The 14,681-nt window shown below is 45.3% G+C and carries 11 protein-coding genes; 5 read left to right on the forward strand and 6 right to left on the reverse strand.

From position 1 onward, the window contains the following. Positions 1 to 159: 159 nt before the first annotated feature. Positions 160 to 2,133, reverse strand: a complete 1,974-nt coding sequence (locus tag LL912_RS22285; RefSeq protein WP_235555824.1) for an LTA synthase family protein — start codon at positions 2,131 to 2,133, stop codon at positions 160 to 162. Between the two features lie 165 nt (positions 2,134 to 2,298). On the opposite strand from LL912_RS22285, the gene LL912_RS22290 reads away from it, so the two are divergent. Together LL912_RS22290 and LL912_RS22295 are read left to right on the forward strand one after the other, a co-directional pair. Next, the gene (locus tag LL912_RS22290) at positions 2,299 to 2,916 is read left to right on the forward strand and encodes a phosphatase PAP2 family protein (RefSeq protein WP_235555825.1); all 618 of its coding nucleotides are present in this window, start codon (positions 2,299 to 2,301) and stop codon (positions 2,914 to 2,916) included. Beyond that, positions 2,916 to 4,211 (forward strand): hemolysin family protein, encoded by a 1,296-nt coding sequence (locus tag LL912_RS22295; protein WP_235555826.1) that lies wholly within the window; start codon positions 2,916 to 2,918, stop codon positions 4,209 to 4,211. Before LL912_RS22290 ends, LL912_RS22295 begins: the two co-directional genes overlap by 1 nt. A 360-nt stretch (positions 4,212 to 4,571) precedes the next feature. Here the strand turns inward: LL912_RS22295 and uvrC are convergent, their stop codons facing one another. The 3 genes from uvrC to gpmI form a co-directional block, all read right to left on the reverse strand. Further along, the gene (gene uvrC / locus LL912_RS22300) at positions 4,572 to 6,380 is read right to left on the reverse strand and encodes an excinuclease ABC subunit UvrC (protein WP_235555827.1); all 1,809 of its coding nucleotides are present in this window, start codon (positions 6,378 to 6,380) and stop codon (positions 4,572 to 4,574) included. Positions 6,381 to 6,453: 73 nt separating this feature from the next. Beyond that, positions 6,454 to 7,026, reverse strand: a complete 573-nt coding sequence (locus LL912_RS22305) for a YcxB family protein (RefSeq protein ID WP_235556539.1) — start codon at positions 7,024 to 7,026, stop codon at positions 6,454 to 6,456. Positions 7,027 to 7,082: 56 nt separating this feature from the next. Next, on the reverse strand, positions 7,083 to 8,618 hold the full coding sequence (gpmI, locus tag LL912_RS22310) for a 2,3-bisphosphoglycerate-independent phosphoglycerate mutase (protein ID WP_235555828.1): 1,536 nt from the start codon (positions 8,616 to 8,618) through the stop codon (positions 7,083 to 7,085). 211 nt (positions 8,619 to 8,829) lie between these two features. Here gpmI and LL912_RS22315 point away from each other — a divergent pair, with 211 nt between their 5' ends. The 3 genes from LL912_RS22315 (at position 8,830) to LL912_RS22325 (ending at position 10,639) form a co-directional block, all read left to right on the forward strand. Further along, positions 8,830 to 9,222 carry a DUF4783 domain-containing protein gene (locus LL912_RS22315; protein ID WP_235555829.1) on the forward strand — a complete coding sequence of 131 codons (393 nt, stop codon included), beginning with the start codon at positions 8,830 to 8,832 and terminating at the stop codon, positions 9,220 to 9,222. A gap of 66 nt (positions 9,223 to 9,288) precedes the next feature. Further along, positions 9,289 to 10,146, forward strand: coding sequence for a carboxylating nicotinate-nucleotide diphosphorylase (gene nadC / locus LL912_RS22320; protein ID WP_235555830.1), 858 nt, complete (start codon positions 9,289 to 9,291; stop codon positions 10,144 to 10,146). 148 nt (positions 10,147 to 10,294) lie between these two features. Then, on the forward strand, positions 10,295 to 10,639 hold the full coding sequence (locus tag LL912_RS22325; RefSeq protein WP_235555831.1) for a translation initiation factor: 345 nt from the start codon (positions 10,295 to 10,297) through the stop codon (positions 10,637 to 10,639). A gap of 234 nt (positions 10,640 to 10,873) precedes the next feature. On the opposite strand, the gene LL912_RS22330 is transcribed toward LL912_RS22325, so the two are convergent. Both LL912_RS22330 and LL912_RS22335 read right to left on the reverse strand, forming a co-directional pair. Next, positions 10,874 to 11,467 carry a rhodanese-like domain-containing protein gene (locus LL912_RS22330; RefSeq protein ID WP_235555832.1) on the reverse strand — a complete coding sequence of 198 codons (594 nt, stop codon included), beginning with the start codon at positions 11,465 to 11,467 and terminating at the stop codon, positions 10,874 to 10,876. A 161-nt stretch (positions 11,468 to 11,628) separates the two neighbouring features. Then, positions 11,629 to 14,571, reverse strand: coding sequence for a M16 family metallopeptidase (locus LL912_RS22335; protein ID WP_235555833.1), 2,943 nt, complete (start codon positions 14,569 to 14,571; stop codon positions 11,629 to 11,631). Positions 14,572 to 14,681: the final 110 nt, after the last annotated feature.

Below are 14,681 nucleotides of genomic sequence, written 5' to 3' on the forward strand. Positions count from 1 at the left end.
AACATTACTTTTATCACGCTTATGCCAGTCATTTATGAAAGCGAACGGTTGTTCTTACTGCGGATTAGCTGGGTTAACAGCCGGCGGAGTATTGTTTTTTCTGTCAACGAGCATTCGAACGGCTTGAAATGGCCTGAAAAACCCGGAAAAAGGCCGGTTTTAAGGCGATTTTTTGTTATTGAGGAGGAGATATTGTGCCGTTTGATAATAAGCGTTGGTCAGGGTCCGCATTTTTCGTTGCACCGAGTCCAGTACCCCGCGGGGATAACTAATGGTGGTATCGATCGGCGCGAGGTCTTCTTCTGCAAAGTCGAGACTTTTTACATAGTAGAACTGATCATTGACAATGCCGATTTTACCAGCAGTATTGGTAATGAATGCAAGGTTGCCCTTTTTGTCCGGCGCCAGCAGGTCACGGCCCAGGGTAAAATTGTCGTATGGACGTTGCAGTAAACCTGCAATTGTGGGCAGCACATCGATCTGGGAAACGGTTTCTTTTCGTTGCTGTGGCGCAACAAGATAAGGCGCATAAATAAGAAACGGAACATGTTCGTCAGAAAGCCGGTGGGTGGTCCATACGGAAGGATACACGCTGGTTGCATTCCCGGCCACTCCGTGATCGCCTATAAACACGAATATGGTGTTGTGGAAATACTCCTCCTGTACAGCTGCTTCTATAAATTTCTGGATAGAATAGTCGGCATAGCGGAATGTGTTGTACTCCTCAAGGGATTCGAATCCGTTCGCCTCCAGAATTTCTTTTGAAACGATCTTCTTTTGAAAGTCGTGGTCTGTTTCAGGTATGGTATAAGGGCGGTGGTTGTCGGAGGTTTGTATAATGGCAAAAAAAGGCTGCTGCTCCTTTTTAAAAACCGTATTTGCCGCCAGGAAAAGGTCTTTGTCACTAATGCCCCAAACATTGATCCTTGGTGCGTCAATGGTTCGTTCCGTATGTAGTTGGAGATTGCTGATATTTCTTAGCAGCCCTTCGAAATTATTGAATCCCGGATCGCCACCCAGGAAATAATGTTTGGAATAATCCGTAAAGTCATTGATAATGGTGTTTTGGTCAATCGCCTCCGGATTTCGGGTAGAGAACTTAAACAATTGTACATCCGGTATACCGGTTAAAATAGCAAAAAGCCCGCGCGCCGTGGAAAAATGCGGGGTAAAACAACGTTCAAAGAAAATGCCCTTTTTGCTCAGTGAATCAAAATACGGGGAGGCATTGAGTACATTTCCGCTCATGCTGCTCTTGTACATGCTGTACGATTCGCAGATCACCAGCACTACATTAGGTTTACTCTCAAGCGCAGCGCTATGCGGCGCCACGGTTCGTTTAAAGCCGAAAGGCGCCTTGGGCGGAAACTGCAGAAATTCAGCCATGACCGGAAAGGCTTCACGGGCGCCTTTTTCATTTATTACCGGTTTGCGGAACTGCATAGTTGAAAAAAAGTTTTGCAGCGGGTTCAGTGCCAGGTAGGTTTTAAAGCTGTCCTTAAGCGCAAAGGAATCCTTCCATTTCAATGGCGTGTTATCCATCCGGCCGTAAACAAAAAGGCCCAGCAACAATGCTGTGATCACAAAGGGCATTTTACGGTGCATAATGGCCTTCCCGTCCGTGAGGTTGATCACCTGCCAGTGGCTTTTGTTAAGCGCCCATTTGAAACAGACAATGGCCGCAGCAAGGCCCACCAGGATCCAGATCAGCGGGTAGGTCTGCCAGATCATGTTAAGCGAGATGCCGGGATCTTCTACAAAGTTCATGGCACCGGCATCCAGCCGGGTGCGGTTGTAGGAAAAACTTACCATATCGGCAATAAAAAACAGGAACAAAAGGAACGTGATTACCGCCAGGTACCAGGTCCAGATGCGTTTGTTACGCGCCGAATAAAAGGGAGAAAAAGGACGGTGATAACTGAAAAGGATTACCGGAAGCAGGAAGATCGAAATCCAACGGAGATCATACTGAGCGCCCAGCGCAAATGAAGGGAGACAGTCTGCAAATGAAATGCCAGGCGGATTGAATGCAAAAAAAGTGATCAGCCGGAAGATAAAAAACAAGGTAAAAAGTACCAGTCCGGTGTTAATGACCCAAAGGATCGTTTTTGGTATTTTCAGCCTTGATAACATAAAACAGCAAACTTAGTTAAAAGTTTCAGGTTTCACGGTCAAAGTTCAACGTCAGATCCTGTTTCACATTCCCAGGTATATAGCCTACCGGAATTTCCACATTCACACATGTCCATATTCCCACATTTCAGATCTTCAAATGAACACATTTGCTAAATTTGTCAAATGACCTCTTTTTTGTATATCCCGTTTCCAGACTGGCTGGTAAAAGCCGACCGCTGGCTGTTTGAGTTGATCAATGTAAAAAGCGCCAGCCCGCTTTTAGATATGGTGTTCCCGGCTTTCCGCAATCCTTATGTATGGGGCCCGCTTTATCTGTTCATGGTAGTTTTTGTGCTTGTCAACTTTAAAAAGAAGGGTGGGATCTGGCTGCTCCTGTTCATTTGCACGGCAGCCAGTACCGATCTGGTAGGGGCACACTTATTTAAAAATATCTTTGAGCGGCTGCGCCCCTGTAACGACCCGGAAATGGAAGGGCATGTGCGGCTGGTGCTGGGACGTTGTTCCGGCGGTTTTAGTTTTGTGTCGAATCATGCCATCAATCATTTCGGGATCAGTATGTTCTTTTTTGCCACTTTCCGGCGTTTTTTCCCGTTTACCTGGATTCCACTGGTGTGGGCGGGTATGATCGGCCTGGCGCAGGTGTATGTGGGCGTACATTATCCGCTGGACGTTTTGGCGGGAGCTACCCTGGGAATTTTAATTGGGTTGTTTTGGGCAAACTTATTTAATAAAAGGATCGGATTTCATATCTTCGATAAGGAATCAACCGAAATAAATTAATGGAAGTATTCATAATAGCCTTATTGATTTTACTCAATGGACTATTCTCAATGGCAGAAATAGCGCTCGTATCAGCCAGGAAAGCAAGATTAGAAGCCCAGGCCAATAAAGGAGATAAGCGTGCAGAAGCAGCGCTGAAACTGGCCAATCATCCCGATGTTTTTTTGTCTACCGTTCAGATTGGTATCACCCTTATTGGTATCTTAACCGGTATTTATTCCGGAGATAAAATAACCGGACACATTGCATCCTTCCTGGAGCAATTTCCGGCAATTGCACCCTACAGCAAGGGCATTGCTACCACCACTGTAGTGATTATCATTACTTATTTTACACTGATTTTCGGCGAGCTGGTGCCCAAACGCATCGGACTTTCAAGTCCCGAAAAAATCGCCAAGTTCGTGGCGCAGCCCATGCGATGGGTTTCCGTGATCACGTATCCGTTTATCTGGTTGCTGACAAAATCGAGCGGATTGATCGGCCGGCTTTTTAATATCAAAAGCGAGAATAATCAGGTTACGGAGGAAGAGATCAAGGCCATCATCAGCGAAGGTACCGAACAGGGCACACTGGAGGAAACCGAACAGGAGATCATTGAACGGGTATTTCACCTGAGCGACCGGAATATTACTTCCCTGATGACGCACCGCAGCGATATCGTATGGTTTAAAGTAGATGATACGGAGGAGATGATCCGTGAAAAAATATTGAAAGAGCCGCATTCCATTTACCCGATCTGTGATGAGGAGATTGATAATATTAAAGGCGTGATTTCCTTAAAGGACCTTTATACCAATAAAGACACGGTTCCGTTTAAAGAACTGATGCGCCCGGCGCTTTTTGTACCGGAAAACAATACGGCGTTCCGGGTAATGGAAAAGTTTAAAGAATCCCAGCTACATTCCTGCTTTATTGTGGATGAATACGGCAGTGTGCTGGGGATGATCACGCTCAATGATATCCTGGAAGCCATTATCGGCGATATGCCGGAGGAAAACCAGGACGACTATGAAATCATCCGCAGGGAAGATGACTCCTTCCTGGTGGATGCGCAGATCCCGTTCTATGATTTCCTTTCCTATTTCGATAAAGCCGAATGGATGAACGAAGGTGAGCAGGAATTTGATACCCTGGCGGGATTTATCCTGCACCGGGTGAAGCAGATCCCGTCAACCGGTGATAAACTCGACTGGAACGGGTTCGATTTTGAGATCGTTGATATGGACGGTCACCGTATTGATAAGGTGCTGGTGCATATCAGTGAAGAGCTAAGGGAGGAGATGGATGAGGATTAGAGAGGATTCAAGTTCCAGGTTGGGTTTTCGTTTCTGCTTGGTGTGAGATGTTAGATACCCGATACCGGACGCCAGACACCAGACATCAGATATTGGTTTCTATGTCTATAGAATATCGATCGGAGAAAGTTCTTGGAGGCAGCAACAACATCTCCATTTTCACATTCCCAAATTTTCAGATTCCGAAGCAGGAACGGCATTTTACTTCTACATTTAATATTCTAATTCGATATTTTACATTCCCAAAGGGTACCGGTATTTGATTTTTGTCTTTTGAATCTTGTCTTTTCGAAGAATGGATTATTGAATGGCAATGGAATCTTCATTCCCACATTCCCTGATTTTCAAATTTGAAAGCGTTTAAGAGGCAAAATGATCGATCACCAGTTGTGCCTTTGCCTTGCCAATGACGGCAGCCAGTTCGTCCAGCGACCGTTCCCTGACATTTTTTACCGATCGGAATGTTTTTAACAGCTCCGCTGCGGTATTTTTCCCGATGCCTTTTATAGACTCCAGTTCGTTTTTAAACGTGCCCTTGCTTCTTTTTTGCCGGTGGAAAGTGATGCCAAAACGGTGCACCTGGTCGCGGATAAACCGGATCAGTTTCAGGCTGGGGCTGTTATAAGGCAGTTTCAGGGAGTCTTTGTCTCCGGCAAAAAAAATCTCTTCCACATTTTTTGCCAGTCCCACCAGGGTAATGCTTCCTTGCAATTCCAGTGCTTCAATGGCTTCCAGTGCGGCACTCAGTTGTCCTTTTCCGCCGTCAATGATCACCAACTGGGGCAATGGTTCGCCTTCCTCTGTAAGCCGCCGGTAGCGACGATAAACGGCCTCCTTCATGCTGGCGAAATCATTGATGCCTTCCACCGTTTTTACGTTAAAATGGCGGTAGTCTTTTTTACTCGGTACCCCGTTTTTAAAACAAACCATAGCCGATACCGGGTAGCTGCCCTGGAAATTCGAGTTATCAAAACATTCGATATGCACGGGAAGTTCCTGGAGCTGCAGATCGATCTGTAACTGCTCCAGTACTTTTACATGATCTACATTGCGGTTGATCTTGATGCGTTCTTTATTCTTTAATTCTTCAATGAAATAGCCGGCATTCTTTTCTGAAAGCTCCAGCAGTTTTTTGCGGTCTCCGGCCTTGGGCACTACAATTTCAACATCGGCCTCCGGGTAATCGATCTCAAAAGGTACTACAATCTCCGGCACATGGCTGTTGAAGGTCATGCGCAGCTGGCTGATGGCATATACCAGTATTTCTTCCACCGGTTCGTCCAGGTGGGTTTCCAGCTTGTTGGTTTGCGTTTGCACCACGGTTCCGTTCCGGATCATCAGGTAGTTGACATAGGCGATCGATTGGTCTTTAATGATGGAGAACACATCTTTGTCGCCGCCTTTGATACCGGTGATTACCGATTTAGACTGATAATAATCTTCGAGGTACTCAATCTTTTTACGCACCTGCTCTGCTTTTTCAAACTCCAGGGCTTCGGCATGAGTCCTCATTTCTTCTTTGAAATGACGGATCACCGGCCGAAGATTGCCTTTCAGCAGGTCGCGGATCTGCCCGATGTTTTCATCATAATCTGCCCGGGTTTGCAATCCTTCGCAGGGACCTTTACAATTACCAAGGTGGTATTCCAGGCAAACCTTAAATTTCCCTTTTTCGATATTTTTCTGGGCGAGGTTGAGGCTGCAGGTACGCATGGGGATGGTGCGTTTGATAAACTCCAGCAGTTCCCGCACCTTAAAAACAGAAGTATAGGGGCCCAGGTATTCCGATCCGTCATCTACCGGTTGCCGCGTAAGGTAAATGCGCGGAAAGGGTTCGTTTTTAATCACGATATAAGGGTAGGATTTACTATCCTTCAGATTGATGTTGTACTTGGGCTGAAACTGTTTGATCAGCGAGTTTTCCAGGAAGAAGGCATCCGGCTCACTGTTTACAATCGTAAACTCCAGGTGATGGATGCGCTGTACCAGCTCATGCGTTTTATAATTGGTAAAGGTTTTATTAAAGTAGGAGCTTACCCGTTTGCGCAGATCCTTTGCCTTACCTACATAGAGGATTTTCCCGGTTTCATCAAAGTATTTATAGATGCCCGGCTGGTGCGGAATCGTGGATGCAATATTTGAAAACTGTTCCTGTGTCAATTGCTGCAAAAGGGTGTTTAGAAACGTACAAAATTAACCGGTAAATGTTATTTTAAAAAAAATCGTTGAAAGTGACCTCTAATTACGCGATTCGTTCTTGTAGGAAGGATCGAAATGCTGTTGCCTCCTGTTCAGTTTTTAATGTGTGTTTTGGAATAACAATGCCGCTGTTTACATGAACAAACAGGAAAAAGTACAAAGGGGTTTCCGCCAAGTATTCAAAAGCAGACCAACGTGTTTCCGATTTGGTGGAATCCGTTATTGTTACAAGTGTTTCGTCAAGAAATATCAGGGTCCTGCTTCCTGTGAGATCTGTGTTTTTGCCTCTTTTGAGCAGCTTCTTCGCTTGTTTTTTTAAATACCATTGATCCAGCGGTTTTCGAAAAATTAAGAGGCAGAGGATAAATAAAATAAACAGAAAATCGCTCCATTGATATCGATGAAAGTTGAATTTCTTAAATACCAGAACCAGGCCAATGCCAAATAACAGAGGCCACCAGGTTTTTATAAACCTGTTTTTTCTGTGAACGGAGCTTTTCAGATAGTAATAGATGTACAAGGCTGCAAGGTCTTCTTCAGTTTGCTCGTAGGTTATTTGAAAACGGGGATTCATTTTTATATAAGCTGTTAGTTGTAAAATAAAAAGAGGCTGCATCAAAAGTCTTTATGTTTTTGATCCAGCCTCCTGAGCGATTTCCGGCTGCATTTAATTTATACGTCTTCCACCAGTATATCACCGGTCATCTCCTTCGGTATCGGCAATTTCATAAATGTAAGGATGGTTGGTGCAATATCGCCCAGTTTGCCTTCTTTTATTGTTCCCTTCCAGTTATTGTCGATAATGAACAGGGGCACAGGATTCATACTGTGCGCAGTATTGGGTGTACCGTCTTCATTGATCAGGTAATCGGAATTGCCATGATCAGCGGTGAGGAAGATCACATAATCCTGTTTCAGCGCTTCGGTTACGATCTGTTCCACGCATTGATCCACGGTTTCCACGGCTTTTACGGCAGCTGAAAACACGCCGGTATGTCCCACCATATCGGCGTTTGCAAAATTCAGGCAAATAAAATCGGCTGTTTTATTATGAATTTCCGGAAGAATGGCTTCGGTAAGTTCCCGGGCGCTCATTTCCGGCTGCAGGTCATAAGTGGCTACCTTGGGTGAAGGCTTTAAGATCCGGCTTTCTCCTTCAAAAGGTTTTTCACGCCCGCCGCTGAAAAAGAAGGTCACGTGCGGGTATTTCTCCGTTTCAGCAATGCGGATCTGCTTCAGATGGTTGGCCTCAATTACTTCACCGATGGTTTGGGTAAGGTCTTCATTACGGAACAGTACATGGACATTTTTAAACGTATGATCGTAAACCGTCATTGTGGTATAGTCCAGGTCCAGCGTGTGCATGTGTTGCTCCGGATGATCCTGCTGGGTCAGTACCTCGGTAATCTCCCGGCAACGGTCTGTACGGAAGTTGAAGCAAAGTACCACATCTCCGTTTTTGATTGTGGCTACCGGCTGATTTTCTGCGTTGATAATAACAGTAGGCTTTATGAACTCGTCTGTAATGTTGTTGGCATAACTGTTTTGAATCGCTTCAATGGCTGATGCAGCGGTCTCGCCTTTACCGTTGACCATTGCTTCGTAAGCCAGCGCCACGCGCTCCCAGCGTTTATCCCGGTCCATGGCATAATAACGACCGTCTACAGTTGCAATTTGACCCACACCGGTCTGGTTCAGGTGTTGCTGAAGATCCTCAATAAATCCAAGCCCGCTTTTGGGATCAGTATCTCTTCCATCTGTAAACGCATGAATATATACCTCTTGCAGGTCATTGTCCTTACAAATGTTTATTAGTGCCTTAAGATGGTTGATATGTGAATGCACGCCACCATCGCTTACCAGCCCTAACAGGTGTAAGGGCTTATGGTTGTCCCTGGCGTGCGAAAGTGCACGCAGCAATTCACTATTTGCTGCCAGCTCACCGGTTTTAATGGCTACATTGATCCGCTGAAGCTCCTGATACACAATACGTCCGGCGCCAAGGTTAAGGTGGCCTACCTCGGAATTGCCCATCTGTCCTTCCGGCAGCCCTACCAATTCTCCAAACGTAGTAAGCGTGGTATTGGGATATTTGCTGTATAAAGATCTGGTAAAAGGCACGTTAGCATTCTGGATGGCATCTGCGGATGCAACTTTCCCGAGTCCCCAGCCGTCCATTATTAGTAAAATCGCTCTTTTTTGTGACATTGAACTTGCTTTTAGTTAAAAATTAGCGGCTGCGAAATCAGAAGTATAAGAGTTTGCAGCCAAAGCAGTAAAATTAAAAAGAATGTTTGAAGAATAGACGACAAAAAAGGGGTCTGTTTACACACATTTTCATGAAAGGGTGACGAAGCAGGTTTTTTTAATATATTCGTACCACCTAGAACAACGGATCATAACAAAAATGATGAATACAATGAAACATTTTTTACGATTGTCCTTAATTGCTTTTGCAGCCAGCTTATTGGTCACCGGTCTGCACGCGCAGAGCGTGGATGGTGTCATTAACAGTCTTAAAACCGGCAATGCCGCCCAATTGGTGGGTAATGTAGGAGAAAGCATGCAGCTGACGATCGCTGATAAAAGCAGCACCTACAATAAGTCGCAGGCGGAACAGGCATTGAAAGATTTTTTTGGGAAAGCATCCGTGAAAGGGTTCGAGTTGAAACACAAAGGAAGTTCTCCCACCGGTAATTATGCGATCGGAACCCTGCAAACCGCCGGGGGCAACTACCGGGTCAATATCTTTATGCGCAAGGAGAAGGGTGGTGAAGTGATCAAAGAACTGCGCTTTCAGCTGATTGAATAAAGAATTCTGCGAAAATTTAGTGATAAAACGGCCTCTCCTAATGAGAGGCTGTTTATTTTTACAGTCATGGACGCATTTCAGGAAAAACTCGAACATTTGATCCGCGAAGCCCTGCTGGAAGACATCGGATCCGGCGATCATTCCACCCTGTGTTGTATTGACCCGGCCGCGAAAGGGAGGGCCGTATTAAAGGTAAAACAGGAAGGAGTACTGGCCGGAGTGCAGGTGGCTGCAATGATTCTAAAATTTAAAGAGCCGGATAGCCAGATACAGTTTTTTATGCACGATGGTGCAAGTATGAAACCCGGCGATATTGCTTTTGAAGTAACGGCACTGGAACACACCATTCTGCAATGCGAACGCCTGCTGTTGAACTGCATGCAACGTATGAGCGGGATTGCCACACTTACAAAAAAGTATACTGATAAATTGCAGGGGTACCGGACAAGGTTGCTCGATACCCGCAAAACAACGCCGAATTTCCGGTTGCTGGAAAAGGAAGCGGTGCGTATGGGAGGAGGCGTCAACCACCGGTTTGGGTTGTATGATATGATTATGCTGAAGGACAATCATATCGACTATGCAGGCGGCATTGAGAATGCCATTGAAAAAGCATATGACTATGTGCAACGTGATCAGCTTTCCATACAGATCGAAATAGAAACCCGGACATTGGAAGATGTAAAAACGGTGATGGCGGTGGGACAGGGAAAGGTATTCCGGGTAATGCTGGACAATTTTACGCCTGCGCAGATAAGAGAGGCACTCTCCATTATCGACGGCGCGTTTGAAACAGAGGCCAGCGGGGGTATCAACCTGGATACGATCGAATCCTATGCAGCCACTGGCGTTGATTTTGTAAGCGTGGGCGGATTGATTCACCAGGCGCAAAGCCTAGACCTGAGTTTGAAAGCGGCCCTATAAGTTTCAGGTTGGATGCGTATCCTGCGAAAAGATCTGAAACAGTATTCAGCAGTTAGCTATCGGCCATTAGCCAGGAGTAGCGTATAAACATCCAATTTTAACCGGAAACTCAACTTGAAACGTTGAACCTGAAACCTTAAACAAAAAAATGGCAAAGAATAAATCAGATCAGCATGGGTTTGTATACAGTACCAACCCCGATTTTAAATTTGAGCAGGATGCCGGTAATCAGGAGACCCTGCCGCCAGCCCAGCAGCGGCTGCGCATACAGTTGGAAACCAAACACCGGGGTGGAAAAACGGCCAGCGTCATTCTTGGATTTGCCGGAACGGATGAGGATTTGCAGGACCTGGCAAAGAAACTGAAATCATTTTGCGGAACAGGCGGCAATGCCAAAGACGGCGAGATCATCATCCAGGGCGATCACCGGGATAAGTTGCTTCAATGGTTCCAGAAAAATGGCTACACCCAGGTGAAAAAGAGTGGCGGGTAGCGGATTATCAAGCTGTAACGGCATCTTCACTTTTACATTCCGCTCCGTTTTTATGCTTTATGTGAGGCATTCAATTTTAGCCCCCGGATACTAGGTGCGAGATGCCAGACGCCAGATATTAGATGGTTATCGCTTATAGAATATCGACGGGAGAAAGATTACGGAGCAGGAACGGCATCAACACTTTTACATTTAATATTTTTTATTGGTCATTTTTCATTCCCCACGGGCATCTTACCGTTTCGACATTAACGTAACACCAGCTGGTGACGATTCCGGAGTATCAACCTCCGTTCCTTCAAATTTCAGCCGGGGGTCATTGATGTTTACGAGTTCTGCAAGTTCATACACATTCCGGTATCCATATCCGTACAAATTGATATAGGTGGGGATGTTTAATGCCAGCGTAACCGGCTTGTTCTTTTTGAAAGCGGCTGTGGGCACAACAGCCTTTGTGGCAAAGTTTTGCTGATCGCCATCAAAATTGTTATTGCAGTAGATCAGCACTTTTGTGTCAAATGCCGGGATCACTTTTGAAAGATTCGCCTGTGTAAAATCTGCAAAATTCAAATGAAGGGCTCCCTTAATATGTTTGCGGTTGTACATTTCATCAGAGCGGGTATCCAGGATTACAGTACCGGTTTCACCTGCCAGCCTTAAAAAAACATCCAGGGCAACCAGCCGTTTTTTCCGGTGCTGTTTTACTTCTTTTACCAGCTGCGCAAAGACGTCATAATCTACTTTTGCCTTTGGAACAGCGGATTGTGCATACAGTGTACCGGAGATCAGGAAGGGGCAGATAAGAAGCAATAAGCGGCCTGATTTCATCGTTCTTTTTTTACAGGATGAAATTAACTAATTTCCGGTTGCATCAAAAATGAATGTGTGGCTGTTGCTCGTTTCATCATTCTTTACCCGGTAACAAATAAATATTACGCATAAAAAAGCCGGAACAATGCCCGGCTTTTTAAAAAGAGATCGTACAATCATCAATATCCAAAGAGTTCTTCCAGGCTAATGGTTTTAACCTGCCCGATCTTTTGCAGGTCTTCCATTTTTATTTTTTTATCGGAGGCCAGCACACAATAGGTATAGGGCTTGCCCGAAAGTTCCCGCTGGTGGAAAGCCTGAATATCGCTGAAGCTCACCTTACCCAGCTGCTCATATTTTTGTTTCCGTATATCATAATCCAGGCCTTTGCGCTGTGCCGCCAGGTAGCTGAACAGGATCCCCTCATTGGTAATACGGTCGGTTTCCAGATCGTTTTTCAGGCTGGCTTTGGCGCTCTCAAAACTCTTGTCAGACTTAGGCAATGTTGTAATAAGCTCATTCATTCCTGCAACGGCTTCATTCATTTTATCGGCCTGGCTGCCTACATAGCCCATAAAGCTATAGCTGTCTTCCTTTTTCGACGGTGTCAGGTAAAGTGCATAGGTAGAATAAGCCAATGCTTTTGATTCCCGGATCGTTTGAAATACGATGCCTCCCATACCGCCGCCGAAATAATTGTTGAATACATCCACCGTTAACTCCTTTGAAGGCGTGTAAAGATCGGTATTGCGTACCCAGCGGATTTCGGATTGCACCATATCATAATTGGCAAAAAGCACCTGATTGGCGGTTTGAGAAGTGCGGGTGAACGTAAGGCCTTTCGGATAGGGGTTAAACCGGGAGGGTATTTGATGAAGTGTGCCAATCTTCTTTGATGCATCGGTAATTGCTGCCGGCCCGAAGTACATAACGGTATGTTTATAACCGGTAAGCTGATGTAGCGCATCGATTAGGGTTTTGCTGTCAAGATTTTTCAGCTCCTCATCGGTAAGGGTGTAATTGAAGGGGTTTTTATCCCCGTAGGCAGCATAGGCATTCAGTCCCTGCATAATGGAGCTTTTGTCCAGTTTGCGGTTGGCTCTTGCTTTTACCAGCCTTCCCTTTAAGGCAGTAAGAGCTGCATCATCCGCTTTGCAATTTAAAAGAAGGTCCTCAAAAAGACGTACAGCTTTTTCAAAGTTCTCCTGCAGGCCGCTGATAGTTATGGTTGTATTCTCGGTTCCTACATTTACTGAATAGTTACAGGCGATATTGTAAAACGCCTTGTTGATGGCTTCTGCTGTGCTTTTATCGGTGCCGATGTAGGAGAGATAATTGGCTGCAACCGGCAGGATTTTATTGTTCCAGGATCCCATATCAAACCGGTAATACAGGCTAAACAACTCGTTCTCTTTATTAGGAACATACAGTAGTTCAACAGCCCCGGCTTTTCCTTTTTGGATGGCCTTGTTGTAATCGATCCATAGTGGCTTCACCGGTGTGGCCGGCATGGCATTTACTTTTTTTACATAGTCCGATTCCAGATTGTCGTTGGTCGCCACCGGTGTAATAGCAGGTTTTTCTACTTTTACAATGCTTTTATCTTCTCCCTTGCGCTTGTAAATAACGGTATAGTTATCGTCTTTAAAGAATTGATTGGCAAAATCCACTATGTCTTTTTTGGTGATCTTTGAAAGATCCTGCAGGTAAGATACGTTTTTGATCCAGCCCTCGCCTTTATTGGCTATAAAGGATTGCATCAACTGGCTGGCCCGGTTATCATTGCTGGAAAGTCCGCGGATTTCATCTAATTTGTAGTTAGCCACAATGGCTTTTAAAAGGTTATCGTCAAAAGCGCCTTTTTTTATGATATGAATCTGTTCAAATAACAGATCCTTTACATTTTCAAGCGATTGATCCTGCTTGGCGGTGGCATAAATATCAAAAACACCATAATCTTTATACTGTCTCAGATAGGCACCTCCCGAAAGAATCTTTTGCTGCTGGTTCAGGTTCAGGTCAATCAACCCGGCCTTTCCGTTTGCAAGGATGGAGGAAAGAAGGTCGGCCATCATAGCTTCCCGGCTGCCTTCAGGGCCGCCGCGGAACCCAATCTGAACGTTCTCTGCACTGGGGCCGAGGATTTCGGTTACCACAGGCCCTTTAATTTCGGGCTCGGGTGCATGCTCGTAGCTGTTCACAGGCCTCGGCTGCATATAGGCAAATTGCTGATTGATCTGTTTGATAGCAGCCTCGGTGTTGAAATCTCCCGAAAGGATAATGGCCATATTATTGGGAACATAGTATTTGTTAAAGTATTCCCGGATGGCTTTTAGTGAGGGGTTTTTTAAATGTTCTATAGTGCCGATGGTCGTTTGCTGCCCGTAGTTAGAAGTGGGGAACAGGTTGCGATGCATGGCTTCCATCACCTTCCAGGCATCGTTATCCATCGTACGGTTCTTTTCCTCGTAAACAGCTTCCAGTTCGGTATGAAAGATCCGGAAAATGGGATCGCGAAAACGGTCGGCCTGAACTTTCAGAAACCGGTTCAGTGAAGTGGATGGAATGTTCTCTTCATAAACAGTCTCTTCTACCCAGGTGTGCGCATTCGTACCCTGGGAGCCCATCGTGGCCATTAATTTGGTGTACTCGTTGGCAATAGAGATTTTGGCAGCCGATCCCGATACCTGGTCGATGGTCTTGTAAATAGCTCGGCGTTTTACTGTATCGGTGGTGGAGTTATACTGTTCGTATAGGGATTCGATCTGATCGAGATAGGGCTTTTCCTTTGCAAAATCGGTGGTGCCCATTTCGCTGGTACCTTTAAACAACAGGTGCTCCAGGTAATGCGCCAAACCGGTATGGTCCCTGGGATCGGTATTGCTTCCGGCTCTTACCGCAATCTTTGCTGTAATACGCGGTTCTTTTTTGTTCTCGGTCAGGATTACGGTTAACCCATTTTTTAGCGTATAAAATCGGGTCTTCATGGGATCATTACTTACATATTTGTAAGGGATGCCATCGGTAGCACCTGAAGACCACTGGTAATTCTTTTGCTGGGCTCCTGTATGGAGGCCGAGCAGCATACCTGCAGCTGCACAAGCAATTAATTTTAACTTCATAGTAATTGTTATTGAGGTCGTTTCTGTAAAAATAGTAAAATGCCCTATTTCCGTTTGAATATTTTTAAAATAAACTGGAAGCGATGGTGGTTTATTTGATTTTTTCTAAA

Source organism: Niabella agricola (assembly GCF_021538615.1).
Taxonomy (GTDB): domain Bacteria; phylum Bacteroidota; class Bacteroidia; order Chitinophagales; family Chitinophagaceae; genus Niabella; species Niabella agricola.